Raw genomic sequence first — 26946 nt, forward strand, 5'->3', positions numbered from 1 at the left:
CTATCCATGGCGGTCAGCGCAGGTCTCTTCAGGCGATCTGACCGGTGACGTTAATCACTGGTGCAGCAGCGATGATGAACTAGGCGCACTCTGCAACAGCGTTCGAGAGATGAAGGAGAAGCTTCAGGAGCTGATCTCCAACGTCACCACTGCCTCACATGAGGTCAACAACTCCGCCCATGAACTCTCAAACTTCTCTGCCCAGACAACCGATGCGATTGTACGACAGCAGAATGAGATCAACCTTGTCGCCACTGCCGTCACCGAAATGTCTGCCAGCGCCCATGAGGTTGCCAACAACGCCAGTCTGGCGGCCAACTCCGCGCAAGAGGCCGATCAACAGGCAGGCACCGGCAAACAGGTGGTCAACCAGACTGTCAGCTCTATTAACACTCTGGCGGAGAATGTCGGCCAGGTCGCCCAGGTTATTCAGAATCTGGAGCACGACAGTGTGGAGATCGGTGGCATCCTGGAGGTTATTCGCGGCATCGCAGAACAGACAAATCTACTTGCACTCAACGCCGCAATTGAGGCCGCCCGCGCAGGTGAGCAGGGCCGCGGTTTTGCCGTGGTTGCCGATGAGGTCCGCACCCTCGCCTCGCGTACCCAGCAGTCGACTCAGGAGATTCAGGGCATGATCGAGAAGCTACAGAGCGGTACGCGTAACGCCGTAGTCGCTATGGAGCAGGGTCAGACACAGACTGCAGAGAGTGTGGAGCACGCCAGTAGTGCCGGCACTACCCTCGCCAGCATCACCGGTGCGATCAGTCAGATTAACGATATGAACACCCAGATAGCCGCTGCCTCCAATGAGCAGAGCACTGTGGCCGAGGATATCTCACGCAACATCAACGATATCAGCGTCGTTGCCGAACAGACGGCCGCAGGTGCACAGAAGACCGCACAGGAGAGTGAACACCTCTCCTCCCTGGCGCTGCAGCTCGAGGGAATCGTCGCTCAGTTCAAGGTATAGAGAAAAACAGCTATTCACCCTGATGGTCAGGGTGGATCAGTTACTCCGCCAACAGTGGCATAAAGAAATCACGCGATAGCTTGATCGCCTCTGCCAGAGTCAGCACGCTGCGGGTCTCAACTGTATCTCCCTGCCACTCGGCAGCCACCTTCGCAGAACATAGATAGATCATATCGAGGCAGATCGTCTTCGCCGCGCAACCATCGGTCGCCTGCCACTGAATACCCACATGCAGATCAGGGCACTGCCCCATTGCATCGACCTGTTCACCATCCTGATTAATGATCACGATCGAATCGGTGGCGCGGCAGCGTGAGCGGATCATGGTGGGCTGTTTGAACATCATCCCGATTGCCAGCGCATCGACTGCACACATGGCCCGGAGCTCGAGCGTTCCGAGCATCACCATATGTTCACGTGGCTCGCGGATCATTGGATAGGCACCGATCACCACGCCATCACTGTTTGTCACGACCAGATCCTGTTTTACCAGCTCGGCGATCGCAGCGCTGGCATCATCGATACCGGATTTCTCACACATCGCCTCGATCGCGAGGGGGCGGTTACTGTCGGCAAGCCCCTTGAGAATGGCGATATGGAGCTGCCGAAAAGATGGTGTCAGCGCAGCCTGATTTGCAGCGAGTGGAAGCAACTCATTGAGCCGAGCCAGCGTAATCTCTGCAGCGTCATAAACAGGTTTAGCACCACTTTCAGTCATTTATCTAAATCTCCATACACATAGCGTTGCGCAATTGAGCCAATAGCCATTTCAGGTACTCAGACGAACTACAGATATTTAATCAGATCAACAGAGGCTGTTAGATTGAGCAGGGGCCATCGTAGACCGACATAATCGAGCGCAGCTCTTCGGCTACGGCGTGCCGTTCGCTACCATCCAGATGGTCAGTTCCTTCAACGGCTTCACCGGCATCAAGCTGCTCAATAATCAGCGTCACCTCACGGCAACCGCGCTGACAGAGCTGCTCCACGCAGTGGTCTATCTTCTCTCTACTCATACCGGTAATCATAACAATCTCGCCAAATTTTTCATGCGCACTACTACCGATTCACAGTGTTTTGACAATGTTTTGCAGACGTTTGACCGAAACACTCTGCACCGTCTTTAGCTCCTGGGCAAAGATAGAGACGCGCAGCTCCTCTATCAGCCAACGAAACTCGAGCAGCTCCCGACTCTGGCGTTTTCCTTCCCCACTGCGCTCCGCCCAGACACGCCATAATGACTCAATCTCAAGCCGATGCTGGCGATCACGTGCTAGTTGCCCCGCGACCTTATCGAGCCGCCGGCTGACCGCCTTCAGATAACGTGGCAGGTGGGACAACCACTCCGCTGGTGTTTTAAGCACAAACCCCGGGTAGACCAGATGCCCGAGCTGTGCACTGACATCAGTAATCGCCTCCAGCAGGGTCGGGGGAATCGAGCCCTTGATCTGCTTGGAGATGGCATGGTGTTCTGCAAGGGTTTCAGCCACCACTTGGCTGAGACGGTTAGCCGTTTCAATCAACCGCCCGCGCCCCCGCTCACAGACTGCATGGAAGGCGGCTTCAGTTCGTGGCAGCGGCTGATCGAGAAAGGCGTGGTCGATGGCGGCCATCACCAGGTCCAGCTTGAGTGCATTGCAGTTGCCGATGCGAGTGTAGTGGAGACAACTCTTCTCAATACCGGGAAGATTCTTTTGCAGATACTTGATCTCTTTGCCAACCTGCAACGCAATCAGTCGTCGCAGCCCACCGTGCATCGCCTGCTCTGCCTGCCATGCATCGTCGAAGAGCTCTATCGCAACACTCTCACCCTGATCGACCAATGCCGGATAGCCCTGCAATTTGAGACCGTGCTGGGTAACGTTATAGACCTCGGGTAAATCGCCGAAGTCCCACTCGGTAATCCCCTCGCGCTCAATTGTCTTCTCCGTCAGGCCACTAAAGCTCTCTTTGGCTCGTCCGCCGAGATCTGCCTGGAGCAGTTCAAGATCGCGTCCCTCGCCCACCACCTTCCCCTTGGCATCGACGATACGGTAGTTCATGCGCAGGTGATCGGTCAGCTGCTCGCTCTGCCAGGCACTCTCATCAACCGCAACACCGGTTATTCGCAGTAGCTGCCGCGAGAGTTGTTCAAACAGTGAACCCTCACCAAAGCTGATCACCTGCATCAAGGCGTCGGCAAAATTTGGTGCGGGTACGAAGTTTCGACGCAACGACTTGGGTAGTGACTTGATCAGCGCAATCAACTTCTCGCGCAGCAGTCCCGGCACCAGCCACTCGAACTGCAGCGCCTCAATCTGATTCAGCGCGGCCAGCGGCAGCTGTAGCGTCACACCGTCGTCACGACTGCCCGGCTCAAAGTGGTACTCATATTTCAGCTTGAGCGCCCCCACCTTGGCGGAGGGTGGGAACTGCGCCTGAGTCACTCCAGCGGCATCGTGCTGCATCAGCTCTTCACGAGTCAGGAAGAGTAGCTTCTCATCCTTGGCCTCTACACCACGCCGCCATTTTTCAAAGGTTGCACCGCTATAGATACCCGTCGGAATCTTCTGCTCGTAAAACTCAACCAGCACCTGCTCATCGACCAATACATCGCGACGGCGTGAGCGGTGTTCCAGCGACTCGATCTCCTCAAGCAGTTTTCGATTGTGTTTGAAGAAGGGGGCTCTGCAGTTGAACTCACCCTCCACCAGCGCACTGCGGATAAAGATCTCGCGAGCCTCATCGGGTTTGATCGGCCCGAAGTTGACCCGGCGTTTGGGATTGATCGTTACCCCGTAGAGCGTAACTCGTTCACTAGCGGCTACCTGCCCCGCCCGCTTCTCCCAGTGCGGCTCGCTGTAGCTGCGCTTGACCAGATGATCTGCCAGACGCTCAATCCACTCCGGCTTGATCGCCGCTATGGTATGGGCGTAGAGCTTACTGGTCTCAATCAGCGCGCCCGCCATCAACCACTTCGGTGGTTTTTTGAACTGGGCTGAACCGGGGAAGACATGGAAGCGACTGTTACGCGCCCCCAGGTAGCTCTGTTTCTCATCGCGGAAACCGATATTACCGAGCAGACCACTCAATAGTGCACGGTGGATCGCATCGTACTCAGCAGGTGTACTGTTCTCCTTCGCCCCCATCACCTTGACCAGAGTGTGCAGCTGTTGCCACACCTCACGCCACTCACGCATGCGCATATAGGAGAGATAACGATCGCGGCAGAGCTTTCGCAGCTTACTCTGCGTCAGGTGGTGGCGCTGCTCCTCATAAAACTGCCAGAGCTTGAGATAGGTAAGAAAGTCAGACTGCTCATCGTTAAACTCATTATGACGCTGGTCCGCCTTATCACGCGCCCCGTGTGGCCGTTCTCGTGGATCTTGAATCGAGAGTGCGGCGGCAATCACCAACACCTCTGCCAGCGCCCCCTCCTGCTCCGCCGCAAGCAGCATACGACCAATACGCGGATCGACGGGTAGTTTGGCAATTTTCTGTCCCAGCTTGCTCATACGTCGTCGGTTATCGACCGCGCCCAGCTCATGCAGCAGCTTGTAACCATCGTTGATAAAACGACTATCGGGCGGCTCAACAAAGGGGAAGTCCTCGATATCGCCCAAGCCCAGCGCCTGCATCTGCAGGATCACCGCAGCGAGGTTGGTACGTTTCACCTCCGGGTCGGTGAACTCAGCAAAGTTATTGAAATCCTCCTCGGCGTAGAGACGGATCGCAATACCGGGACCAAGTCGCCCGCAGCGTCCGGAGCGCTGGTTGGCCGAGGCCTGTGAGACCTTCTCAATCGGTAGCCGCTGCACCTTGCTGCGGTAGCTGTAGCGCGACAGACGCACGTAGCCGGGATCGATCACATAGCGGATACCCGGCACGGTCAACGAGGTCTCGGCAACATTGGTCGCCAGCACAATGCGACGACCGCGATGGCTCTGAAAGACACGGTTCTGCTCGCTGGCAGAGAGACGCGCGTAGAGCGGCAGGATCTCAGTGTGGGGTGGATGGTGTTTGCGCAGCGCCTCGGCCGTCTCGCGAATATCGCGCTCACCGGGTAGGAAGATCAAAATATCCCCCTCACCCTCGCGCGATAACTCATCAACCGCGTCGAGTATCGCCTGTAGCTGATCACGATCACGCGAATCATCATCCTCAGACTGCAGCGGGCGGTAGCGCAGCTCAACCGGGTAGGTGCGCCCGGAAACCTCGATGATCGGGGCATCACTGAAGTGGCTGGCAAAACGTTCGGTATCGATCGTCGCCGATGTGATGATCAGTTTCAGATCGGGACGTTTCGGTAGCAGCTGTTTGAAGAAACCGAGCAGAAAATCGATATTAAGGCTGCGCTCATGCGCCTCATCGATGATCAGCGTGTCGTACTGGTTGAGATATCGGTCGCGTTGAATCTCGGCCAGCAGAATGCCGTCGGTCATCAGTTTGATATAGCTCTCGGGACGGGTGCGATCGGAGAAGCGCACCTTGTATCCCACCGTATTACCCAACTCACTCTTTAGCTCTTCAGCGATACGAGAGGCAACGCTGCGCGCTGCAATACGCCTCGGCTGGGTGTGACCAATCAATCCGGCCACGCCACGCCCCGCCTCAAGCGCAATCTTTGGCAGTTGGGTCGTCTTTCCTGAACCGGTCTCTCCGGCGACGATCACCACCTGGTTCTCGCGGATAGCGGTAGTAATCTCATCACGCCGTCCACTGACGGGTAGCTCTTCCGGGTAGTCGGGCGTAGGGACATTTGCAGCGCGTTGCTGATACTTCGCCACCGCGCGCTCAACATCGTGCTCAAGCTTGGCCACTGCCTCACTGCCACAGCTGCCCTGTCGCGCCTTGCGCTGCAGATCGCGCAGGCGACGTTGCAGGCGGTGACGATCCATCGCAAGGATCGACGCTAACTGTTTGTTGAGGCCTTTAAGTCGTTGTTGCACGGCAGAAGTGACTGAAAAACTGGGGGTCGCATAGTGTACGGCACCCCCTGCCCTGGCGAAAGGAAGCACACGGAGTTTGGTGCTATTATCAAAGAATAACGATAATTCAATGAACTGATAACAATACGACTATGAAACTGAATCACACACTGATTGCTCTCATCACGCTTGCACTCTGCACACCGGCACTCGCCTATCGCGACGCCGACCTGGAAAGCGTCGAGGCTGGAAAGGATTGTCCCAACTGCAATCTTAAAGGCGCCGATATGGAGCGACTTGATCTCTCTGGACTCAACCTGCGTGGTGCCAATATGCGCAAGGCACTACTCAAGAATGCAGTACTCGATGGCGCCGACCTACGTGGAGCCAACCTCGACAGCGCCGATCTCAGTAATGTCACGCTCGATGGCGCCAACCTGGTCGATGCCAGCATGCGCAAATCCACGCTGTTTGATGCCTCACTCAAGAAGGCCAATCTAAGTCGAGCGGTACTACGCGATGCCATGGCCGATAACAGCGATTTTAGTAACGCCAACCTTCAGCAGGTCGACATGCGCCGTGCGCGACTACGCCGAGCCATCATGACCGGCGCCAACCTCAGCGGAGCAAATGCTGGCAGCACCGACCTGCGTGAAGTGAAATTTAACAATGCCAATCTGCTAAATGCACGACTCAACGACGCAAAGCTAAAAGAGGCAAATTTCATTGGTAGCAACATCGGCGGCGCACAGTTCAAGCGGGCCAGAAATCTCAATCTTTTCGGTGCTATCGATAAACGCAGCCAGACGGCAATATCAGCCAAAGTGGCGCCTGTTCAACCACAGGCCCCACAGCCACTCGCACCGCCTCCCACCCAGTAACACCTGCACCACTTCCGCAACCATCCTTGGCCACTCTCGCCACAAGCGAGGGTGGCAACAGATGCGTCACGCCTAAACCGCTATATAATCGATCAGATTCAGAATTAAACACGGAACAATACTATGTTTACAGGCATCGTCCAGGGCACTGCAGAGGTGGTCGAGATCATCGAGAAATCACAGTTTCGCACCCATGTAGTAACGCTCCCAGAACCACTATTTGATGGACTCGAAGCGGGGGCATCGGTCGCCCACAACGGCTGCTGTCTTACCGTCACCCAGATCGACGGAAATCGCATCACCTTCGACCTGATGCAAGAGACCCTCAAGGTAACCAACCTTGGTGATGTAACGGTTGGCAGTCGGGTCAACGTGGAGCGCGCCGCAAAGTTCGGCGATGAGATCGGCGGTCACGCCATGTCGGGCCATATCCTCTGCGTTGCCGAGGTGAGTCGAATCATCGAGAGCGAGAACAACTGCCAGATCTGGTTCAAGATCCCCGTACAGTGGACCAAGTATGTATTTACCAAGGGCTACATCGGCATCGATGGCATCAGCCTTACCATCGGTGATGTTGAGGGAGAGGAGTTCAACGTCAATCTGATCCCCGAAACGCTCGAGCGCACCAACATCGGAACTCGCCAGATCGGCGACCGTATCAATATAGAGATCGATCCGCAGACCCAGGCGATCGTCGATACTGTGGAACGAGTGATGGCAGAGAACAACAGCTGATTTTGGACTGTTGCAAGCTTCAACCGTTATCTCAGTAAAGCCTGCAATACAGCCTGCTAATTCACATAAAAACACTCACAGGGAGTCACGCACCAATCTAATAGTACCAACGCTATTCTTTAGAATTTGCATATTTACCCCGTGCAGAAAAACCACACCCCATGCCCTAGTATCATCAACTGCAGATGTCGATGCACTCCAGTACCCTGCAGAAGCAGTTTGCGGAAAGTACATCTCATTAATAGTTGGTGAATGACACCCAACTCTACGATTGTTGCCAGCTCCTTGATATTTGGTAAGCGCCAATCCGTGTAGCCTGCAAAGCCTCCCCTCCATTGGCGGTCACTGCTGCACCAAGTGCAGTCTGCCAATCTGTTGTTAAAAGCGCACCTTTATCACAAGCTGTCGAGGTGGTCGACACCCCTCACTACACTGCTTCCACATCAACCCCGTCACACTATCCGCAACTGTGCCATTCCCATTTTCGGTAAAACGGCTATCCGGTGTCGTCAACGCAAGATTGGCTGGGCAGGCTGCGTAGACACCAGATACCGAAAGGCCAGTAGAACAGCTACTGTGTTCATGATTTTCATAATATTCCCTCTATTCATTTCCATTCATTACGAGTATACGGAGCACTAAACACCTCCACTCACCAGCCGTATATGAAGCTGCATCGACTTACCAAATGCGGAATCACCTGTCCCGTTAAAATTGAGCAGCCACGCTTTTGTCGTTTCATCGTTATAGGCGTAGGTGGATACGGTCCAGACCCACGGTACTACTGCATCTGAATTCGGGAACCAGTCTGCGTCGATACTGGGCATTACCGACTTGCTGTAATCGAAAATCGAGCGCAACTCCTCCCGTTCAGGCAGGCGCCAATCAGTAAAACCACAGAGTGCTGCCGCATTGACATCGGCCACATACTTCTCGGTATCGCAACGGCTATCATCAAGGCAATTATCACCAGCATCCGCCGTACCGACCTCACCACCATTTGAAGCGGCATCCGTGCTATACCAGCTATAGCTCCACTCCATATCATGAAGATCGGGTGTGTCGTTATTTGTCTTAACCTCCCAAATCAGGCCCGTGACGTTATCCTCAATACAGGACCATTTGGTTCCGGTCACCTCACTTCCTGAGTCACTCCAGACACCATTCTGAATTGCAAGTGCTGAACCATCAGACCCCAGCTTGGTAAAGGAGAAGCCGGCTCGACCATCACTGTCATCGTTATGCGTGACATCACGGCCATATTCAGCATCCTGTTCTGGGAAGAGATCGGTCCCATCCATCGCATCATTACAGGCGAGTCCATTGGTGGTTGCATTTGCACACTCTGTGATCCCCGTATCATTCATCGAATAGGTTTTATCAGCTATAGCTCCATTGCTCGAGCTACTTCCATTACACCCTACAAGCAGCGGTAACGTGAAGAATATAAGCAGCAAAATGGGAGTTAATTGTTGTCGATTCATAGTTGATTCCTTTCAGAAAGAGACAAGAGCAACAACCCAGTCGATCGTTGACCGAACAGGTGTAGATTCGAGAATTGATAGGCTTTGATGGCATGCAGAACGAAACGGATGCTGGTCTTTCGGCATCGCCGGCAATCGATATGGTCTGCTCTATCCCTGAACATCACTGCTCCTATAACCGAATAATTCATCGGCGCTTAAAGAAGCTACTTATGGTTCACATTTTTTCAATTGATTCTGCCTAAAGTGTGCCGGCCGTCACAATCGGTTACTCAATAAAGGTCCATCGGCTTTCTCACCCTCTCCGCCAGGCGTGGAACCGCGCCACCCAATTGAGCAGTGCCTCAGGCTTGTGCGCTTTTCCAGTTACCCGCGACATATTTATTTGCCTCGGCGAGCGTTGGATAGATGTGAATGGTACCGAGGATCTTATTGAGCCCGAGGCCGTGTTTCAGCGGTGAGAAGAGCGCATTGACCGAGGCGTACCACGCCTGATGGCGCGCTTGAAGGTGGCGAGGCTGGCTGGGGGTTAGGCACCATAATCGCATCAACATCGAGATCGATCCGCAGACCCAGGCGATCGTCGATACCGTTGAGCGTGTGATGTCGGAGCACAGATAGTTTCGGATGATGGCGGAGTCTGCATTAACTCCGCCCCATTGGTACATGCAGGTCACCTTTCTGATATGAGTCTTTTCGTTATTCCTGGCTTGCGGCTGTTCAGTCCTCTTGTCCCGGAAACTGATTACGCCACACAACTTCTCCAACTGAGAATCCCTGAAGATTCAGAGAGGAGAGAAAGTTCGCGTATTCATCCAGAGATTCATAGGGGCCGTGGATCCCCTTCATCTCACTCCAATGTGGACCCGCTCCGAAGTCCATAACGTGCAATTTTCCCTCAACAGTAAAACCAGTGGCCCAGTGATGAATCTTACCTGTACCGTTCCTCACGAAAATCCACCGAGCTTTGTAACTCGGGTCAATTCGGTTAAGGGCATCGAGAGCGAGATTTGCAGAATCGACACAATAGCCCGCCTTATCGTCATAGGTTGCTGACGGGTTGCGCGCCAGTAGCCCTTTAGGACCTTGTGTGCGAATCCTTTTCTGAACAGACCCAAGTCTACTTCTATCGAAGCTAAAGTTACTGTTGAGCCACTTCCCCACATCCTCATAAGATGACCATCTACTAACGGCTTCTTCATAGGAGCTGGCGTAAGCAGTCGACGGACCTATCCAGAACAAAATAAGTGAAGCTGCAAAAACTGCCCGAAGGCAAGTCGATTTAGCCATTTGGTTCATAGCGTTTACTCCTTGATATTCTTATTTTTTTAGCAACACCAGTATGATGCCAATTAACGTGATATCACAATATCAATTATTGACATCAGGTCTTAGCGATTTATCAAACAACCCATTGATACAAAGCGATATATACCAGAACTAGAACTGACTCCGGTATATCTCAACCTCTCCGCCAGGTGTGGAACCGCTCCACCCAGTTCAGCAACGCCTCGGGCTTGTGCGCCCGCTTCCAGTTACCCGCGACATATTTATTTGCCTCGGCGAGCGTTGGGTAGATGTGGATGGTACCGAGGATCTTATTGAGGCCGAGGCCGTGCTTCATCGCCATCACGAACTCGGCAATGAGATCACCGGCGTGTGAGCCGACGATGGTGACACCGAGGATCTTGTCCTTGCCGGGAACTCTCAGCACCTTCACCACACCGTGCGCCTCACTGTCAGCGATGGGCGATCAAGATCATCGATACCGTAGGTTGTGACCTCATAGTCGATGCCCTTCTCTTTTCCCTCCAGTTCGTTAAGACCAACACGGGCCACCTCGGGGTCACAGTAGGTCGCCCAGGGGATCACCGAGTAGTCGACACGGAACCGTTTACGGTGAAAGCGATGACAGCGTACCTCTCTGTGGGCGCGGTTCGGTGAACTGACGTAGGGCCGTGACATCACCGCAGACGTAGATATTCGGGAAGTTGGTGCGTAGAAAAGGATCAGCTTCAACGGTACCGCGCGGTGGAGAGCGGACACCGAGGCGTCAACCGCCATTGGCCTGTGCCCCAGGCGATGTGGTAGTGATCGTAGGGGACCGCTCTCGCCTGCGCAGACCACTAACGCTCCTTCCGTTCTCATCCGTTTTGGCACTGTGCGCCGTCAGCAGCTCAACACCCTCTGCGGAAAAGCGCTCGGCGACCATCGCGAGTTCTCATCACTCGCGGCGGATACGCAGGTCGTGCCTAGTCGTCACCTTGAGCAAACGGTGAAACGCCTTGAGCTCGAACCGTGGGACCACGCACCACTAAGCGTTTCGGTTGTTCGCGTAGCTCCCAGATGGTATCATGGATACCGCTCCCTCGCTCCGGGAGCTGTGTACCAGCGGCCGTGCGCCGTGGCATCAACACTGGTGCGGGTGGTGACACGCCCTCGACCTCGACCTCATAGGAGAAACTTCTCACCACTGATGCACTCCACGCTATTGTATAGCGTTCCACCGGTCGTCGCTCACCTCAGTTTCGTCACCGCTGCACCGCTCCATAACGGCATTCAAAACGACCTCCGCCTGAAACCGAACTCTTAGCACGTGCGAGCACTAGCGACATCTTGGCTGAACGAATCAGCGCCTTACTGGTATCAGCCGGTTTAAGACAGTCTCCCCCATCTGTGACGGTCAATCATGTGGACTTCGCCTGCCGGCTGCTGCGATATAGGCGAGACCGCCTGCCGAGCCCACCTCCACCAGGTTGTAGTCGAAGCTGCTCGGTTTTTTATAGGGTTTCATCACCTCTCTTGCCTTGATCCACTCGACCAACTCTTCTGCGCTAGCGTGAATATGCGGTGAACGATCAGCGCCCTCGGCAGAATGCCGGATAGCAACAGTCCAGTGACGTTCAATCAAGGCGACCGCCTCACGCGACTGACTGACGAAGAAAGACTTCAGTCCTGCAGCCACCAACAATTATCAAGGTGAGCGAATGCTCGGAATCACGATTCGCCAAGGGTAAAGAATAGCAGCAGCCATCCTTGAGCAGCCCCCTGCGGATCGGGAGATTCGAAATGAGCACTACGATCACGCGACCTACATGAGACGATAGTGCCGGGCAACATGCCGACCTGACTAACGAGAAAGTACTTCCAGGTCTTAATCGGTGTCAGCCCCATCAACAGATTGATCATAAAGAAGGGGAATATCGGAATCAGTCGCAGGGTAAAGAGATAGAGCACGCCATCCTTTTCGACACCCGCATTGATCGGGCCAAGCTTGTCGGCAAAGCGACTCTGCACCGCATCACGCAGTAAAAAACGGGCTACTAGAAAGGCAAGTGTTGCGCCGATGGTACTGGCAAAGGAGACCACCACTGTGCCGACTGCCAGGCCAAATACGGCTGCACCCGCTAGTGTCATAATTGTCGCACCCGGCAGCGAAAGCGCCGTGGCTGCAATATAGATCGCCATGTAGATGGCGATAAAGGTAAATGGATTTTCGTGGTAGCGCTCTAGCAGCTCACCACGTTGTGACTGCAGATACTCCAGGGTGAGAAAGCGCCCCAGATCGAAGGTAAAAAAGACGCCGATCATCAGCGCGATGGCGACCAGCAACAGCAGTCGCATCAGGTTATTATTTTTCATCGGCCCAAGCCTTGTTCGGATTCGATACAGACTTAAAGTTAGCAGCTATTGAAACGCCCCGCTCAACCGAGCAGTGAAAACAGCTCCAACAGCAATCGAATCACGCCACTCATCACCAGCGCCACACTCACCGAGAGACCCACCGAGTAGAACGCCTCACGTGGCCTGAGTGTCTTCAACATCACCGCAAAGGTCGAAACGCAGGGCACATAGAAGGTGAGGAAGATCAGGAAGGTGGTGATCTGAACCCAATCCATCACCGTACCGATTTCAAAGGTGCCGAGTGCCTGATAGATCATCAGCAGTGAGAGCTCCTTGCGCAACACGCCGAAGAGAATCGGCACACCCAGCACCAACGGAAGGCCGAGCCACCAGCTGGTCACAGGCATCAGGAGCTTATTGATCACTGCATCGGCCCCGACAAAACTGAGCAGTGCGAGTACCACGCTACCGCCCACCAACAGAGGGGTGACGATGGTGAGAATGTCACTGGTACGCAGCCAGGTGGTCTGCAACACACCACGCAGTTTAGGTAGCGCATAGGGAGGAATCTCCTGCACCTGCCCAGGGATCGGGTCAGGATGGGAGCGGGTCAAAATGCGCCCCATCAACGCAATCACCACCACGGTGATGGCAAAGATCATAAAGACACCCAGGCCACCTAGATATTTGCCGGCCAGCGCCAGAATGATCGCCGAGCGTGCTGAGCAGGGGACAAAGGTGATCAGCACTGCAGAGACAAATCGTTCGTGGCCCTTGGTTGAATGCGCTGCTGCGGAGATTGCTGGAACGTTACAGCCAAGACCGAGCAGGAAGGGCACCGCCACACCACCATGTAGACCAATCTGGTGAAAACCACGGTCGACCACAAAGGCGATACGCTGCATCACCCCCGACTCCTCCAGTACCACCAGCAAAACCACCAATGGAATCATGTAGGGGACGACGATGCCGACCAGACCGATCAGCCCATCGACCACAGCCTTTCCTACCACACCTGTTAGTGCCGTCGGCTGCCAGACAGAGACCGCATCGATCAGTTTTGCGGCCGTCATGGAGTCGAGCCAGGCACTCACCTCAAAGACGATAAAGAGCACTGCCGCGAAGACCAGCAGGCTACCGACCAGACCCCAACGCGGATGTAGAAAGAGCTCATCGAGCCACAGTTTCCAGCGACTCCCCTCATGCGCTCCACCCAGCCGGGTCACCCCCTCGAACATTACCGCAGCACGGTGGTGCCGGTCGGCATGCAGCTCATCCTCCAGTGAGCGGGGCAGCGTTGCCTCCGCCTCACCACGCAGACGGGTCAGATCTGCACTCAACTCTGAAAAGTGCTCCTTGATCTCGGCAGTGAAGTAACGATCACCGGCCACCAGCTGCATCAATAGAAAGGCGTGTGGCACGTTAAAGGCGTGATGAACCCCCGGGTGCTGCAGCAGATCGCTCAATGGTTTAGCCGCATCGCAGATATGTTTGCTGGCCGGCTGTGGCTGCGGGCAGACGCCCTGACGCACTGCATGCACCGCCGTTTTAAAGACATCAGCAATACCGTGACCCATCAGCGCCACCGTAGGCACCACCGGTACACCCAGCTCCTCGCTGAGCGCGTTGATGTTGATATGAATCCCCTTCTCGCGCGCCTCATCCATCATGTTGAGCGCAATCACCATTGGCCGTCCCAGTGAACTCAGTTCGAGACTAAGTTCGAGGTTACGGTCGAGCGCAGTGGCATCGACCACCTGGATGAGTACATCGGGGGCGGCAAAGGGAGCCGGTGGTTGATCGGACTCATGGCGAGAGACGGCGGGACGTTCATCTCCCCAGAGCAGGTATTTGAGTGAGACCTGGTCATCGTCTGAGAGGTTGTGCAGCGACTGGATACTCGGCAGATCGACCAGCATCGCCTCATCCATGCCTATCTGCACGCTACAGGCGCGGTAGCTGCGCTCGGTACCGGCCAGTTCACCGGTGTAGATCTCGGTACTGGATACCACCTTAAAGAGGGTGCTCTTGCCGCTATTGGGCTGGCCGATCAGCGCAATACGCAGACGTTTGTCGCCACGAAACAGGGGGGACTGAAGGGGAACCGAGACTTCACTTTTAGTGCTAATCACTGCATTAAACCTAATATTCAGAGTCTCGTGCGACGCTATCCTTCATGTTGCACGATCACTCGCCGGGACGCGTCTCCCGCACCCCTCTCTCTTACCTGAACAGCGCCTACTCTCAGCACGCTGCCACGTCGCCAGCCTGTCACTCTATATTTTTGCGAGGAATCGGTCGAGTTCGTTAGCAAAGGCGCGACGTTCACTCTGCCCCAGCGCGGCCGGGCCACCGGTGACCATACCGGTACTGCGCATCTCCTCCATGAAGTCGCGCATGTTGAGCCGCTGACGAATATTCTCAGTGGTATAGAACTCACCACGCGGGTTGAGTGCGTGACCACCGTTATCGATCACCTCAGAGGCGAGTGGGATGTCGGCGGTGATCACCAGATCACCCTGCTGTAGCTGCTGCACGATGTAGTTATCGGCGACATCAAACCCGGCAGCCACTCGTACCGACTTGATCACCTTCGAAGGGGGTGTGCGTAGCGGCTGATTGGCCACCAATGTCGTGGGTACCTTCAGCCGCTCAGCAGCGCGAAAAAGAATCTCCTTGATAACGCCCGGACAGGCATCGGCATCGACCCAGATGTGCATTATTGCGCAGTCTCGACTGGACCACGCTTGATCATCTCTCGCAGCCCCTCAACCGTCTTATTCACTGAGGGTGAACCGCTCTGCCATCCCTCACCGCTGGAGAGGAAGTTCTGCCGCTCTTCATAATAGGCGTCACTGAGACTCGCCAGTGCATTGATAAACGAGGCGTCGCCCTCCTCACGGCAATAGTCATTGAGCCACTCGAAGGCATCACTCATGGTGTTCGTGCCGAGGATGTTATAGGTACCGGGAACGATCAGATTAAAGGCGGAGAGATAACCGAGGATGTAGTTGTTGTAATAGTCGACCTCATCTCCCCCATCGATGGTAGCGGAGATATAGTCACTACAGCTCTTCGAGCCGAGGCCGAAGGCGGCAAAGCGCTGATTCATATCCTTTGCCGATAACGCCGTGCAGCTCAGTAGCAGGGCCAGTGCGATTACAACTCTCATCTAAAACCTTTTCTTTGCTTGAGGCTATTTGCTTAAGTATCGGCAATGTACCAGCGCACTTCAATCGCGTGTCAGCGTACCGTTAAAAACTGGGTATGAAATCCGCCTGAACATCTGGTCTAACCGCCCACTACTTCATTGAGCGCTATAGACCTCACCATCTGGATGAAACGCATACCAGGCGAACCAGTAGGCAGTTAACGAAGGTAGCTCCACTCCGGCACTGTCAAACACACCGCCACTGCGGAGTTCAACATTAAAACGAACCTCTAACTCCTGACCAGCAAAGATATCGACCAGCGGCTCCCTGCCCAGCGCCAGCTCCTTGATCGGGTAGGCCTTGAACTGACCGTCGATCTCCACCCCAATCACGATCTCCTTGGGGTGATAGCGACCATCAAATTTGGCCACCGGAAAGTAGATACTCTCTGACTCGCCGTAGTTTCCATAGGGGCTGCGGCTATAGTCACGACTGAAACCGGTATCAAATGAGAGCACCAGCGAATCACCGCCGCGTTGCCACTCCTCCCAGCTGGTGTGACTGATCGCCAGCTGTCTGAGCTTATGCCCCTTCATCGGCCCACTAATGGAGAGTTTTAGAATCTGCGACCAGAGCGACTCGGTCTCACGATCATAGAGCAATACATCACTGTTATAGAGCAGCCCTGAGACACCAAAACTGCGTGACTTGCCATCAAGTTTCGCCTCAAAGGCCATGCCGGTGCCGCAGAGTGGGCAGAAGGTGACGACGACTGCCTCGTCCTTAAAGTGATCATTGACGATTTCATGGTAGTTCAGGATGCGAATCGGATAGGCCTTGCGCACGCCATTGCGATCAATCCCAAGGACTCGATCACTCCCCTTGAGAAAGGTCGCCTCAGCCGCAGCAACGAACCTGGGTTTGTCGATCGCAGGAATGCCATCACGCGGTGGTCCGCCATGGTAGATCTCTTCGCTTGGGATCAGTGATGCTTCGAGATCGAAGCCGTTATCGGGCAGTGCGGCGTTGATCGCACGCATCAGTAGCGGGAAAAATGCGATCACCAGCAGCGAATAGATCAGCCAACGCGCATAGCGATGTTTAATCAACGTTAGATTGAGTTGCATGAGACTACCCTCCTCTAACAGACCCTCATTAGATCCTCTCTCGCCGGTGCGGTTCCCAGAAATCGAGCTCCGGACCCTCTGGAACGATACCGCTCGGATTGATTGAGTGATGACTTCGGTAGTAGTGACTCTTGATGTGGTCGAAATTGACCGTCTCAGCGATACCCGGCAGCTGATAGAGCTCTCGGGTATAGGCCCACAGATTAGGATAGTCGATCAGCCTCTGACGGTTGCACTTGAAGTGGCCAACGTAGACGGCATCGAAACGCACCAGAGTGGTAAAGAGTCGCCAGTCGGCCTCGGTAATTAGCTCACCGAGCAGGTAGCGCCGCTCGCCCAAACACTGTTCTAACTGATCAAGCGCAGAGAACAGGTTATCGAAGGCACGTTTATAGGCCAACTGACTGCTGGCAAAACCCACCTTATAGACACCGTTATTTACATGATCGTAAATCGCACGGTTAATGGTATCTATCTCAGTTCGCAGCAATTCCGGGTAGTAGTCATAGTCATTTGCGCCGATGGCTTCGAAGGCGCTATTGAACATGCGAATAATCTCTGAAGATTCGTTATTTACGATGGTATTGCGTTGTTTATCCCATAACACCGGCACTGTGACGATACCGTTATAGATCGGTGCCGCCAGGGTATAGAGCTCACTTAGAAAGCGGGCACCGTAGACCCCATCATCCGTAGCCCCCGGATAGGGTTCGAACGACCAGCCCGCATCTCCCATCAGCGGATTGACCACCGAGAGGGAGATCATCGACTCCAATCCCTTTAATTTTCTGAATATCAGCGCCCGGTGTGCCCAGGGGCATGCATGAGAGATATAGAGGTGGTAACGCCCTGCCTCGGCCTTAAAACCGCCCACGCCACTCTGGCCTACCGAACCATCAGGGGTTATCCAGTTACGAAACTGAGAGTCGAAGCGTTTGAATTCACCCGTCTCGCGCTCCGTCTCCGCCTCCAGCCAGTTGGCAGAGACATCACCATCGACACAGAGGCTCATGAGTTTCTCACCAGTACCGGCTCTCTACGTGTCATCCTATCCATCCTCAACTCTCCTCAGCCGTTCTTGAAGATCATCAACACCTCTCCCGCCACAGCACTACTCCTCAACAACATGACCCGTGACATCTGATCGGCAACTGGGCTTGGAAGGTGGCTGCCATCAGCAGGAAGGGCTGAGCGAATATGCTGCGTTTGATGAGACCGACATACCCACTCATGGCGACCACCTCCAGTTGCAGTGGATAGATATCACCTACTAGAGAGCATAGGCCGAATAAATAGATAGAAGTGTACAAAATCCCGATCAGAATGATCGGGCTGAGCGATAGTTAAAGAGAATAGAGACAGATAGTAAGGGACTGGACGCAGAAAGCGACCAGCCCCTGATCACTCAGTCGGCAAACTCGAGACGCTCCTCAAATTTCGCCAGCGCCTTGAGCGCACACGCCTCATCCTTCTCACCACCTGGGGCACCACTCACGCCAACGGCACCCAAACGACTGCCGGCTGCCGAGATCTGCACACCACCGCGCATAACGATAATTCCGTCGATATGGTTGAGTTCTGGACGTATATCCTCCCTAAGTGCACGAAAGTCCCCCGAACTGATGCCCGACATCACAACCATGTTCGCCTTCTCCTCTGCGATCTGCAGGGTAAAACGGGCCGCCAGATCGTCACGCAGTGCTGCCTGTACCGTGCCGTGGCGGTCGACCACCACCGCACTCACCTGATAGCCCATCTCACGACAGGCGATAATCGACTCAGTGGCAATATCACGTGCCAGCTCCATACCGATCGTCTTTACGGTCAATACATCTCCGGCATTTACAACAGTTGCACCACTTAGTAACAAAAGTGCCGATAGTGATCTACGAACAGTTTCTCTCATCTCTTTCTCCTGTCAATCAAAACCAAACAAAAACGACACAGAAAACCCACCACCACAACTAATGTCAGCACAATCATCAACATTACAACCACTAATATTCACAATAGCACGGCATAGCAACCAGCATTCACCACAACAAAGAACCTTAAGCCACCTCACAACCTTCCAACGCCCTAACTCTCTAATATCTCCATACAAGTGGTTCCGGGAGTCGCTATTTTTGCGAAAGTTTGTTTTGGGCATCCAAGCCCAAGCAAACAGCAAAAACTTAACGCGACCGTTTATGCCTTCGGCGCCCGACCGTCCTGCGTACGTTGCGTAATCACCTCTTCGCGGCTCTACACAACTCCCTCAGTGACTCTACGCCGACATAAAGCCGCTGCTGCATCTTCTTCGTCGTCCGCTCGCGCTCTCAACTACGAATAGGCAGACGGCGTCGACTATCGGGGACTAACCGCCCTCACTTCGCTCTCCATGGCGGTCAGCGATCGAGCCCTTTAATTAATGGAATATGAGCATATAGAAGCCTTTAAACTCCATTAATCAGCTCAAACAATCCTTTTAATAGGGTGTAAGCAGTGATAACTGTAGGCGATACACCTACAGAAGATAGATCAATTCAAGACTTTCCAAACTCAAATCAGCAGCTATATTTACCATCCCTTACAGAGAAACCGACAACAGGAGTCGGAAATGAAAGATAACTATAACAACACCACAGCCAATAATGCCGTCGCAGGCCTGATCGAACTTAGAGGTCTCTACACCCATTCAAAGCTGACTATAGAGGGCAGCTGCGCCAGTGCCATCTACGAAATGAGTGATGTGATGGAGGATGTACAGGAGGCACTAGCGGCCAAGATGAACGACCTCTAGTCGTCACTGAGCCTGATAGTCCCCTTCTCCAATACGATCTTACGCTGGCGATAGAGCGCGCCGACAGCCATCTTGAACGCCTTCTTGCTGACACCAAACAGCTTGTTGATCGTTTCAGGTGGGCTCTTGTCACTGACCGCCAGCATGCCGCCCTCCGCCTTGAGCATCGTAAGGATGCGCTCAGAGAGATCGTCAACCCGCTTATAACCAACCTTCTGCAGTGAGAGATTGATCTTGCCATCATCTCTAACCTGCTTGATATAACCTTTCACGCGCAGGCCGTAGCGTAGCTTCTGGTAGATCTCATCGGCGAAAATCACGCCCCAATGTGCGCTATTGATTATCGCCTTAAACCCTAAATCGGTCTGTTCACAGAGCAGCAGATCGACCTCTTCACCCACCTTGTAGTCAGCCGGTGTGTTATCGAGGTAGCGATCGAGCCGTGTTGAGGCGACGATGCGGTGGCTACGACTATCGAGATAGGCGTAGACAACATAACTGCGTCCCTCTTCCAGCGGCCTGTGTTGCTCGCTGTAGGGCACCAGAAGATCTTTCTGCAATCCCCAGTCAAGAAAGGCCCCCGGACCTGCAATCGAGACACACTTCACCAGGCCAAACCCACCGACCTCAACCGGTGGCTTCTGCGTTGTCGCTACCAGGGTGTCGTCAGAGTCGTAGTAGATAAAGGCATCCACCTCATCACCCACTCCGGCATCTTTCGGACAGTAACGCGTCGGCAGCAGGATCTCACCCAGCTCACCTGCCGAGAGATAGAGCCCATAGGGTGCCTTCTCAGCCACCTTGAGACGATTTGTCTTGCCAATCTCAGCCACGCAGAACCTCATTCATAAACGGTTAAATTCAGCTGCGATGATGCGTTGCTACTGCGGTGAAAGCAACCGCGTAGAGATATGGCTGCAACACACTCCAACCGCTGAGTTTGAATCTGCAACTGATGCCGGTTTATTATCGAGCCAGGCCTGTTGCGACGGCCATTAAATAGATCAGACAATAATAAAAGGCCATCACCATGGAACAAGAGATCGCCACCTATATTCTTAAGTTAAAAAAAGCAGCTGAGTCGACTCGTCAGGCCGAGGACCGCCCCCTCTACGAGCGCCATCTCGCCTGCGCCGCAGTGCTGCTTGCACTGGTCATCAGTGATGCGGAACAGACTCGAGTCAGCAGTGAGGTCGAGGCTCACGAACGCTTATGGGGAACCAGCTGGCTGGCTGACGATGTCTGCAGTGGTCCCAGAGAGGCGTGGCAACAGGTAAAAGCAGCACTGACAAGCTACACCACTTAACAGTAGGATCCACTCAGGAAAGTAACATCCAAAATACAATCAAAAATCAAGACTAAACTACGCTGTAAACAACCGACAGATCAAATAAGATTCAATCAGTCAGAGCAGTTTCTCAAGGAGAGAGAACCGTGAAAAACAGAACCCTACTTTTTCTACTCGCTACAATCCTCATCAACCCACACAACGTTGTCGCAGCCTCAAAAGGCAGCCTGGCACAGTGCCAATCTGTTCAGGATCAAATTAACTACTACACCAATCTGCGTCGGGCAGGCGGCTCTGCAAGAACCATGGAGAGCTGGAAACGATCACGCCAAAAACAGAAGGACCGTTTCACAAAACACAACTGCAAACAGTGGAGAAACAAACTCAAGTAAAGGAATTAAATAGCCACAGCAAGGAGAACTGAGATGGCCGAATACCCCTACTGGAATGAAGATGAACTAATTGCCAGCGACGACCACCCCACCCTTCTCGCTATCGGCGACTCGTGGTGCTGGTACCCGATCAACAATCTGCTCAATCCGATCAACAACCTGCTCAACCTGCACTCCACCGACTACCACGCCATTTCGTCCGCGCCAACGGCGCCAGCACAAAAGATCTCACCAAACCCGATCTACTGGAAACTCTCAGTCAGGATCTCAGCAGGGCGGGTGGTTATGGCGAAACCATCAAAGCGGCCATTATCTCAGGCAGCGGAAATGATATTGCCGGCGAAAAGAGAATGAAGCAGTTACTGAATCCCGACTGCAGCAACGCGACAACTACCGAGAAGTGCATCAATCAGCTGGGGGGTCGCTATTTTGCGAAAGTTTGTTTTGGGCATCCAAGCCCAAGCAAACAGCAAAAACTTAACGCGACCGTTTATGCCTTCGGCGCCCCGACGTTCCTGCGTACGTTGCGTAATCACCTCTTCGCGGCTCTACACAACTCCCTCAGTGACTCTACGCCGACATAAAGCCGCTGCTGCATCTTCTTCGTCGTCCGCTCGCGCTCTCAACTACGAATATGCAGACGGCGTCGACTATCGCGGACTAACCGCCTTCGCTTCGCTATCCATGGCGGTCAGCGCCGGACTTAATACAACAATGCAGAAGATTCGAGACAACTATGCGACCTTAATTGAATTGGCCCATTCCAAACTACCCACTGCCACGATCTTCATTCACAGCTACGACCACCCAATCCCTGACAGCAAGGCATTACGGCAACCCATGCGCACGTGCAAGGTACCCGTAGATCTGCAACGACCGCTGGCAACAGAGCTCTTCGACCGACTGGCTGATTTAATGAACGCCATCGCCTCAACCTCAGACAAGATCGAGTTTGTCGACTGTCGCAACACACTCACAGATAACGACTGGCTCAATGAACTCCATCCAACCCCACTCGGTTTCGACAAACTGGCTGGACCTTGGGAGATTGCACTCAGAAAACGGGGATTTCTCTCACCCCGTTAACTAATGCGTCAGATAATAGACAAGCAATCAGCCCTATCTCATAGACGGCTCAGATCTTGACTATCAGATCTATTTCTGACCGACCAGCATCTAAAAATCAGGTCGGAGTTGGAGAGCGACTCCAACCTCTGTTTAGTTACAAATCGTGATCAAGATTGAAGCACACGCAAAATAACAAATTTCTCGTTCGACTCGATATTTTGCACGCGGCCAAACAGCCGCTTTAGCGTGGTGTGATAGCCGAGATGACGATTACCGATTACCCACAGCTCACCGCCTCTGCGCAGTACTCGCTTTGACTCCCTGAACATACTCATGGCGATCTGATCACCGACCGCCTGCTGCTGGTGGAAAGGGGGATTGCAAAGAATCAAATCAACCGATTCCACTGCAAACTCTTCCAATCCATCACCCACGGAAAATTGGGCCGATCTTGAATCACCAAAGGCAGTTTCAAAATTCTGCTGCGCAGAGGCGACCGCCATAAACGACTCATCGACAAAGTGGATCGATGCCTGTGGATTTTTCTCTGCAGCGATCAGTCCGACCACACCGTTACCACAACCGAGATCGACGATCTCTTTCGCTTCTGGCATCTGCGGCAAATGCTGCAGAAAAAAGCGGGTGCCAATATCGAGTGAGTCGCGTGAGAAGACGTTGGCGTGATTACATATCCGATAGTCACTCCCCTCCAGGGTGTAGCAGTGTGGATAGGGGTTCTCAGGCATCTTTAACGAACCATCAGGCTGGGCAATGATCAGCTTCGCCTTCTTCTTGGCCAGCGATGTGGTGGTTGGTCCTACCAAACGCTCGATCAGCTTCCAGACCGAGCTGGGTAACAACTTGACCATACCGGCGAAGATCAGCTGACTCGTAGGTGTCAGGTGGGGTGCCAGCTCAATCAGCTGATGCTCCAGCAGTGCCAACGTCTTTGGCACCTTGATCAACACCAGATCGAACTCACCCTGCAGTTCATCGAGTGCACTCAACAACGTTACGGCACTGTCTGCTAGACCATTTTCCTGCAGATTCATTCGAGTTGCTGCCTGCGATAGCCATGAATCACTGATCGCCGTCGGAGCATATTCAGCTAGCGTTACCGCCAGCGCACCAAAGCTGTCATTAACGATGGCGACACGAGATCCCGCAACCGGCAATTGCTGCTCATTAAGATGGTTGAGAAGATACTCATCGGCCGCATCCCAGGCGCGTAAAAGTTCGCGTCTGCGCTTCGGTAGTCGTTTCAGTACGACACTAGCCTGTGGGAAATTTGCCTGCTCTTCTATCAAACCTCTACTCCTTGGCATGGCTTTTTTCACGCAGCAACTCAACAAATGCCTCGCTTACTGCACTGTTGAGATTGGAGCGGGTACGCGCGATCCACAACGTTCGTTTGATGCGCAGCCCCTGGATCTTGATGTGGTAGAGCGTCCCGGCTGCGAGTGCATCCTTAACCGCAAAGCGCGGCAGAAAGCTGACGTGTTTGCCGTGCTCAAGAATCTCGACAATGGTATCGGTCGAACCGACCTCCATCGCAATCGAGAGCCTTTCTATGCCGATATCGGCCAGCGCCTTATCGAGCAGAATACGCATCGACGATTTCGCCTCACGCAGCACACAGTCGAGCTCTGATAGATCGGTGACTGGCAACAGATCACCCTCCCAGAGCGGGTGGCTCGACCACAGACCAGCAACAACTCATCGTCGAGCCACTTCTGTACCAGTACATCGGGATGGTCGGGCGCCTGCTCAAGCAGTGCCAGATCGGCCATGCCTGTCGCCAGACGGGTCTGAATACGTCGCGTGTACCCCATACGACTCTCAATCCGATACTCGGGGTGGGCCTCCGCAAAGGCGATCAGCAACGTGGGTAGCAGATGTTCACCGATGGAGAAGTTGACCTCGAGGCGTAGCCGGTTCTGACCAGCCTGCAGAAATTCCAGATCGTCGAGCAGCGTGGTCTGATGATCGAGCACCAGACGGGCGTAGGAGTAGACCCGCTTTCCCGCCGGCGTCAGCTCCAGCCGCCGCCCTTCGCGCTGCATTAACTTAATCCCGTAACAGGTATCGAGCGCACGCAGTCGCTTAGTCACGGCGGGCTGACCGACATGCAGCGACTGCGCCGCCTCCTCCACGCCACCGCGCTCTACAACCGCTCTCAAGGTAGCCAGCCCCTTCAGGTCCGGAAGGCTTCTATATTCCATTTAGGAATATTAGAGTATTTCTATTCATTTGAATAGCATCGAGACACTAGGCATTATTCGCCACCATCAATCTATTTCTGGCACGCAACCAGCCATAGTTTGGCACTTGGTTTGACCTTTGTTTTCCTGTGGGGAATATTTTGGTTCAGACCGAAACCCAACGACAAATGTCTTTTCACGAGAGGCCTTCCCCTCGTGTGGAGCCGTTTTTTGTTCTGCTGTTGCGTGCTGTTTGACCGTTTTATCAAAGAGTTAGGAGTTATCCCGTAATGAATGCCCTTGCCGATGAAGAGCAGACCAAGGCCCGCCCGACCAAGACCAATCTCAAGCAGTGGATCGCTGCCGCGATCTTCGCTCTGATCGCAATCGGCCTCGCCCAGGTGGTTCCTACCATCGAGATCGCCTGGGTCTGTGCGGTACTGATGCTGACTATCTACCTGTTCGCCTTTGAAGTAGTCGGTGTCGATGTCGCCGCCGCCTCGGTGATGGTGCTGCTTGGTCTCACCTCGCTGCTCGCCCCACTCATGGGGCTGCAGCAGGGGCTGGTCGATACCAACAACCTCTTCAACGGCTTCGCCTCTAACGCAGTGATGTCGATCATCGCGGTGATGATCATCGGTGCCGGGCTCGACAAGACCGGCATCATGAGCAAGGTCGCCGGCTTCATCCTCAAGGTCGGTGGCACCACCGAGGGGCGCATCATCCCGATCATCTCCAGCACCGTCGGCTTCATCTCCTCGTTCATGCAGAACGTCGGTGCTGCTGCACTGTTCCTGCCGGTCGTCTCGCGCATCTCGGCCCGCTCTGGCCTGCCGATGTCACGTCTGCTGATGCCGATGGGCTTCACTGCCATTCTCGGCGGCACTGTCACCATGGTCGGCTCAAGCCCACTGATTCTGCTCAATGACCTGATACTCACCTCCAACCAGGCGCTGCCCGATGCGCAGCAGATGGAGACCTTCGGCCTCTTCTCGGTCACCCCGATCGGTCTGGCACTGGTCGCCACCGGTATCATCTACTTCGTCATTGCCGGTCGCTTCGTGCTGCCAACCAGTAAAGGTGATGAGGATGTCACCTCGGGCCAACAGACGATGGACTACTTTGACCAGCTCTATGGGGTTGAGTACGGCGTCTACGAAGTACTGGTGCCCGCCGACAGCCGCCTGATCGGCATGAGCCTTGATGAGATCGAGGGAACCTGCAAGGTTCGCATCGTCGCAATAGAGAAGGGAGATGGCCTTCGCTTCGGCGCGCAGAGCGTCGACCGCTCCACCGGCATCGATGCCGGTACCGTGCTTGGCGTGCTCGGTGACAACACCAATCTCGAAAATTTCGTCGAGAAGTCCAAGGTCGATGTAAAGCCCGAGCTCGACATTTTTGCCGATGCCCTGGTGCCGAATAAATCGGGTATCGCCGAGGTAGTTATCCCGCCCGGTTCGAACCTGATCGGCAAGAGCGCGCGCGATGTCTGGATGCGCAAGAGCTACGGCCTTTCGCTGATGGCAATCCACCGCGGCGGTGAGACGATCACCCGAGAGGGTGGCGGCGTACGTGATACCCCGTTCCAGGCCGGTGATGCCCTGGTGGTACACACCACCTGGGCCGATCTCGCCCACCTCGAGAACGATCGTAACTTCGTTGTTGTCACCACCGAGTATCCGCACGAGGAGGTTCGCCCCCACAAGCTCGGCTTCGCCGGTCTCTTCTTCGGCATCGCCCTCTGCCTGGTTCTCTTCACCGACCTGCGCCTCTCGGTTGCACTGCTGACCGGTGCGATCGGCATGGTACTGACCAAGGTATTGAGCATTGAAGAGGCCTATGAGGCAGTCAGCTGGAAGACCGTCTTTCTACTTGCATCTCTAATCCCGCTCGGCCTCGCGGTTGAAACCACCGGCACCGCCAAGTGGATTGCTGAGCAGGTACTCGCCGTTGTCGGTGATCAACCGATCTGGGTCATCCAGGCCGCTGTTGCCGTACTCGCCACCTTCTTCACCCTGGTGATGTCAAATGTCGGCGCGACCGTGCTGCTGGTACCACTGGCGGTTAACATCGCACTCGGTGTCGGTGCCAACCCAGCGGTGTTTGCACTCACCGTTGCTATCGCAACCTCCAACTCCTTCCTGATCCCGACCCACCAGGTCAACGCCCTGATCATGGGCCCTGGCGGTTATCGCGTGCCTGACTTCATGAAGGCGGGCGGCATTATGACCGTGCTGTTCCTGATCGTGATGATGATCATGATGAACATCATCTTCTAAGTGGGCAGAGTCAATCATCTTCAAAAAGCCCGGCTCTGCCGGGCTTTTGTTGA

24 protein-coding genes and 4 pseudogenes are annotated in these 26946 nt (G+C 54.3%); 11 read left to right on the forward strand and 17 right to left on the reverse strand.

What is annotated here, in order from left to right:
• Positions 1 to 109 precede the first annotated feature (109 nt).
• On the forward strand, positions 110 to 973 hold the full coding sequence (locus tag HUE57_RS17005; RefSeq protein WP_174673575.1) for a methyl-accepting chemotaxis protein: 864 nt from the start codon (positions 110 to 112) through the stop codon (positions 971 to 973).
• Between the two features lie 40 nt (positions 974 to 1013).
• Here the strand turns inward: HUE57_RS17005 and merB are convergent, their stop codons facing one another.
• The 3 genes from merB to hrpA form a co-directional block, all read right to left on the reverse strand.
• The gene (merB, locus tag HUE57_RS17010; protein WP_078483836.1) at positions 1014 to 1691 is read right to left on the reverse strand and encodes an organomercurial lyase; all 678 of its coding nucleotides are present in this window, start codon (positions 1689 to 1691) and stop codon (positions 1014 to 1016) included.
• Between the two features lie 100 nt (positions 1692 to 1791).
• Complete coding sequence (locus tag HUE57_RS17015) at positions 1792 to 1989, reverse strand: hypothetical protein (RefSeq protein ID WP_135622225.1); 198 nt, start codon at positions 1987 to 1989, stop codon at positions 1792 to 1794.
• Between the two features lie 51 nt (positions 1990 to 2040).
• Complete coding sequence (gene hrpA / locus HUE57_RS17020; protein WP_269087648.1) at positions 2041 to 5901, reverse strand: ATP-dependent RNA helicase HrpA; 3861 nt, start codon at positions 5899 to 5901, stop codon at positions 2041 to 2043.
• 131 nt (positions 5902 to 6032) lie between these two features.
• Here hrpA and HUE57_RS17025 point away from each other — a divergent pair, with 131 nt between their 5' ends.
• Both HUE57_RS17025 and HUE57_RS17030 read left to right on the forward strand, forming a co-directional pair.
• Positions 6033 to 6761 (forward strand): pentapeptide repeat-containing protein, encoded by a 729-nt coding sequence (locus HUE57_RS17025; RefSeq protein WP_078483838.1) that lies wholly within the window; start codon positions 6033 to 6035, stop codon positions 6759 to 6761.
• A gap of 123 nt (positions 6762 to 6884) precedes the next feature.
• Positions 6885 to 7496: a riboflavin synthase subunit alpha gene (locus HUE57_RS17030; protein WP_174673576.1), complete on the forward strand. Its 612-nt coding sequence runs from the start codon at positions 6885 to 6887 to the stop codon at positions 7494 to 7496.
• Positions 7497 to 7571: 75 nt separating this feature from the next.
• Here HUE57_RS17030 and HUE57_RS20510 read toward each other — a convergent pair whose 3' ends face one another.
• The 3 genes and pseudogenes from HUE57_RS20510 to HUE57_RS17040 form a co-directional block, all read right to left on the reverse strand.
• Positions 7572 to 7832, reverse strand: coding sequence for an Lcl C-terminal domain-containing protein (locus HUE57_RS20510; protein WP_420885699.1), 261 nt, complete (start codon positions 7830 to 7832; stop codon positions 7572 to 7574).
• Between the two features lie 302 nt (positions 7833 to 8134).
• A complete protein-coding gene (locus tag HUE57_RS17035) occupies positions 8135 to 8863 on the reverse strand; it encodes an Lcl C-terminal domain-containing protein (protein WP_174673577.1) in 729 nt (242 codons plus the stop codon).
• Positions 8864 to 9275: 412 nt separating this feature from the next.
• Positions 9276 to 9435, reverse strand: a pseudogene (locus HUE57_RS17040) (pyridine nucleotide-disulfide oxidoreductase); the annotation flags it as partial.
• Positions 9436 to 9520: 85 nt separating this feature from the next.
• Between HUE57_RS17040 and HUE57_RS19400 the strand changes: the two are divergent.
• Positions 9521 to 9601, forward strand: a pseudogene (locus tag HUE57_RS19400) (riboflavin synthase); the annotation flags it as partial.
• A gap of 99 nt (positions 9602 to 9700) precedes the next feature.
• Here HUE57_RS19400 and HUE57_RS17045 read toward each other — a convergent pair.
• The 8 genes and pseudogenes from HUE57_RS17045 to HUE57_RS17095 form a co-directional block, all read right to left on the reverse strand.
• Complete coding sequence (locus tag HUE57_RS17045) at positions 9701 to 10279, reverse strand: transglutaminase-like domain-containing protein (RefSeq protein ID WP_236860630.1); 579 nt, start codon at positions 10277 to 10279, stop codon at positions 9701 to 9703.
• Between the two features lie 163 nt (positions 10280 to 10442).
• Positions 10443 to 12604: pseudogene (locus HUE57_RS20610) on the reverse strand (VTT domain-containing protein).
• A gap of 80 nt (positions 12605 to 12684) precedes the next feature.
• Complete coding sequence (locus HUE57_RS17070; RefSeq protein WP_078483841.1) at positions 12685 to 14736, reverse strand: ferrous iron transporter B; 2052 nt, start codon at positions 14734 to 14736, stop codon at positions 12685 to 12687.
• Positions 14737 to 14880: 144 nt separating this feature from the next.
• Positions 14881 to 15324 carry a YaiI/YqxD family protein gene (locus HUE57_RS17075; RefSeq protein ID WP_078483842.1) on the reverse strand — a complete coding sequence of 148 codons (444 nt, stop codon included), beginning with the start codon at positions 15322 to 15324 and terminating at the stop codon, positions 14881 to 14883.
• Positions 15324 to 15776 carry a hypothetical protein gene (locus tag HUE57_RS17080; RefSeq protein WP_078483843.1) on the reverse strand — a complete coding sequence of 151 codons (453 nt, stop codon included), beginning with the start codon at positions 15774 to 15776 and terminating at the stop codon, positions 15324 to 15326. The genes HUE57_RS17075 and HUE57_RS17080 overlap by 1 nt, the downstream gene beginning before the upstream one ends.
• A 135-nt stretch (positions 15777 to 15911) precedes the next feature.
• Positions 15912 to 16883 (reverse strand): DUF3179 domain-containing protein, encoded by a 972-nt coding sequence (locus HUE57_RS17085; protein WP_078483844.1) that lies wholly within the window; start codon positions 16881 to 16883, stop codon positions 15912 to 15914.
• A 28-nt stretch (positions 16884 to 16911) separates the two neighbouring features.
• Positions 16912 to 17895 (reverse strand): glutathione S-transferase family protein, encoded by a 984-nt coding sequence (locus HUE57_RS17090; protein WP_174673581.1) that lies wholly within the window; start codon positions 17893 to 17895, stop codon positions 16912 to 16914.
• 393 nt (positions 17896 to 18288) lie between these two features.
• Entirely contained in the window at positions 18289 to 18789 is a 501-nt protein-coding gene (locus HUE57_RS17095; RefSeq protein ID WP_078484948.1) for a GlcG/HbpS family heme-binding protein, read from the reverse strand.
• 198 nt (positions 18790 to 18987) lie between these two features.
• Between HUE57_RS17095 and HUE57_RS17100 the strand changes: the two genes are divergently transcribed.
• Both HUE57_RS17100 and HUE57_RS17105 read left to right on the forward strand, forming a co-directional pair.
• The gene (locus HUE57_RS17100; RefSeq protein ID WP_174673582.1) at positions 18988 to 19215 is read left to right on the forward strand and encodes a hypothetical protein; all 228 of its coding nucleotides are present in this window, start codon (positions 18988 to 18990) and stop codon (positions 19213 to 19215) included.
• A gap of 267 nt (positions 19216 to 19482) precedes the next feature.
• Positions 19483 to 19665: a hypothetical protein gene (locus HUE57_RS17105; protein ID WP_078484947.1), complete on the forward strand. Its 183-nt coding sequence runs from the start codon at positions 19483 to 19485 to the stop codon at positions 19663 to 19665.
• On the opposite strand, the gene HUE57_RS17110 is transcribed toward HUE57_RS17105, so the two are convergent.
• Positions 19662 to 20498: a CvfB family protein gene (locus HUE57_RS17110; protein ID WP_172840383.1), complete on the reverse strand. Its 837-nt coding sequence runs from the start codon at positions 20496 to 20498 to the stop codon at positions 19662 to 19664. The genes HUE57_RS17105 and HUE57_RS17110 overlap by 4 nt on opposite strands.
• Positions 20499 to 20695: 197 nt before the next feature.
• Between HUE57_RS17110 and HUE57_RS17115 the strand changes: the two genes are divergently transcribed.
• From HUE57_RS17115 to HUE57_RS17130, 4 genes are all read left to right on the forward strand, one after another.
• Positions 20696 to 20971, forward strand: coding sequence for a hypothetical protein (locus HUE57_RS17115; RefSeq protein WP_078484945.1), 276 nt, complete (start codon positions 20696 to 20698; stop codon positions 20969 to 20971).
• Between the two features lie 128 nt (positions 20972 to 21099).
• Positions 21100 to 21345 (forward strand): hypothetical protein, encoded by a 246-nt coding sequence (locus HUE57_RS17120; RefSeq protein ID WP_135622510.1) that lies wholly within the window; start codon positions 21100 to 21102, stop codon positions 21343 to 21345.
• A 33-nt stretch (positions 21346 to 21378) separates the two neighbouring features.
• Entirely contained in the window at positions 21379 to 21699 is a 321-nt protein-coding gene (locus tag HUE57_RS17125) for a hypothetical protein (RefSeq protein ID WP_174673583.1), read from the forward strand.
• A gap of 75 nt (positions 21700 to 21774) precedes the next feature.
• Positions 21775 to 22431: an SGNH/GDSL hydrolase family protein gene (locus tag HUE57_RS17130; RefSeq protein WP_174673584.1), complete on the forward strand. Its 657-nt coding sequence runs from the start codon at positions 21775 to 21777 to the stop codon at positions 22429 to 22431.
• A gap of 149 nt (positions 22432 to 22580) precedes the next feature.
• Here the strand turns inward: HUE57_RS17130 and HUE57_RS17135 are convergent, their stop codons facing one another.
• Both HUE57_RS17135 and HUE57_RS17145 read right to left on the reverse strand, forming a co-directional pair.
• Positions 22581 to 23717: a methyltransferase gene (locus HUE57_RS17135; RefSeq protein ID WP_408021573.1), complete on the reverse strand. Its 1137-nt coding sequence runs from the start codon at positions 23715 to 23717 to the stop codon at positions 22581 to 22583.
• A 7-nt stretch (positions 23718 to 23724) separates the two neighbouring features.
• Positions 23725 to 24635 (reverse strand): annotated as a pseudogene (locus HUE57_RS17145) (LysR family transcriptional regulator).
• A gap of 269 nt (positions 24636 to 24904) precedes the next feature.
• On the opposite strand from HUE57_RS17145, the gene HUE57_RS17150 reads away from it, so the two are divergent.
• Positions 24905 to 26893, forward strand: a complete 1989-nt coding sequence (locus HUE57_RS17150; RefSeq protein ID WP_174673587.1) for an SLC13 family permease — start codon at positions 24905 to 24907, stop codon at positions 26891 to 26893.
• Positions 26894 to 26946 lie beyond the last annotated feature (53 nt).

The sequence above is a fragment of the Candidatus Reidiella endopervernicosa genome (assembly GCF_013343005.1).
Classification (GTDB): Bacteria; Pseudomonadota; Gammaproteobacteria.